The 1,560-nt window shown below is 67.1% G+C and carries 1 protein-coding gene; it reads right to left on the bottom strand.

Features of this window, described 5'->3' with window-relative positions; genetic code table 11:
- Window positions 1-239: 239 nt before the first annotated feature.
- On the bottom strand, window positions 240-1,560 hold a 1,321-nt coding region (locus tag EOA24_RS37505; RefSeq protein WP_133374893.1), incomplete at its 5' end, for a bifunctional diguanylate cyclase/phosphodiesterase.

Here is a 1,560-nt window from a genome sequence, read left to right as displayed (position 1 = left end):
GCCTTTGGCGGGGGCGAGGAACCCAGGCCGAGGCCGCGCCCGTTCGCGATTGGCGCTTCCTCGCCCCCATGAAATGGGGGAGAGGTGGCTCGGCGCACAGCGCCGAGACGGAGAGGGGAGCGCCCTATGCGATTACGCACGACATCGGCGCGCTTCCCACCGCCCCTCCACGTCGGCTAACCCCTGCCCTGTCGCCGATCCTTGCCAGCCGAACTACGAAGAATGCCCTTGACGGTCTGTCAGGCGGCGTTGCCGCTGCGGGGATTGCGCAACGGCTCGAAAATAACCTCAGCGGCAGCCGCGTCGAAGGCGAGCGCGTCGCGCATCGGCAGTGCGGGCGAAAACAGATAGCCTTGCGCGATCATGCAGCCCAGCGAGCGCAGGATCATGCGGTCGGCATCGGTCTCGACGCCCTCGGCCATCACCTCGATCCCCAGCGTGCGGCCAAGGCCGATCACCGCCTCGACCACGGCCTGGTCCTCCACGGATTTCGCCAGGTCGCGCACGAAATCCTTGTCGATCTTGATCTTGCGGATGCGGCTGTCCTTCAGCGACACCAGGGTCGAGAAACCGGTGCCGAAATCGTCGAGAACGATCGATATGCCGGCATCCGCCAGCCGCCCGACCTTTTGGCCGACCCGGTCGCGGTCGACCGGCGCCTCCTCGGTGATCTCGATCTCGAGCATCGCGGCGGGCACATTCCTCGCCTTCAGCCCCTCGAGGATCATGTCATCGACATTGCCGGCCTCGAGCTCGCGCGGTGAAAGATTCATCGCCACCCGCACATCCGGGCGGCCCTGCCGCACCAGCTCTGCGATCATGGCGCAGCAATTGAGGAACACCGTTTCGGTCAGCAGCGAAAGCAGGCCGGTCTCGCGCGCGGCGGTGACGATCTCGGGCGGCGAGATGGCGCCATGGACCTCGTGCTGCCAGCGCAGCAGCGCCTCGAAGCCGACGACCGCGCTGGTGTCGAGCCGCACCAGCGGCTGGAACCAGCAGCAGAGCGCGCCCGACTCGATCGCGCCACGCAGATCGCGCTCGATGCGGTTCCTGCGCTCCAGCGCGGCGTCGAGATCCGCGTCGAACAGGCAGTATTCGTTCCTGCCGCCGCGCTTGGCCGCATAGAGCGCGAAATCGGCCTTGAGCAGCATCTCCGTCAATTGCGGCTTGTCCGCCTGATAGATGCCGATCGACGCGCCGACGCGCACCGAGTTCAGCTCCGGGTCCGGATTGGCGATGGCCGCGATGATGCTTGACGCAAGCTCGCCGGCCGCCTGCGGCGACCTGCATGCGGAGAAGAGCAGCACGAACTCGTCGCCGCCGATGCGCGCGATCGTGGCACCTTGCGGGGCGTGGTCCTCGATCCGGCGCCCCACCTTGACCAGCAGGCCGTCGCCGATGGTGTGGCCATAGGTGTCGTTGACGGATTTGAAGCCGTCGAGGTCGATCAGCATGGCCACGAACGGGCCGTCGGAAACGCCGAGCCCGGCGATTGCCTGCTCCAGACCGGAGCGGTTGAGCAGGCCCGTCAGCGGATCGCGCCTGGAGTTGCGTTCCATC

It is taken from the genome of Mesorhizobium sp. M2A.F.Ca.ET.039.01.1.1 (assembly GCF_003998035.1).
Taxonomy (GTDB): domain Bacteria; phylum Pseudomonadota; class Alphaproteobacteria; order Rhizobiales; family Rhizobiaceae; genus Mesorhizobium.
This window is presented reverse-complemented; position numbering and strand designations above follow the sequence as displayed.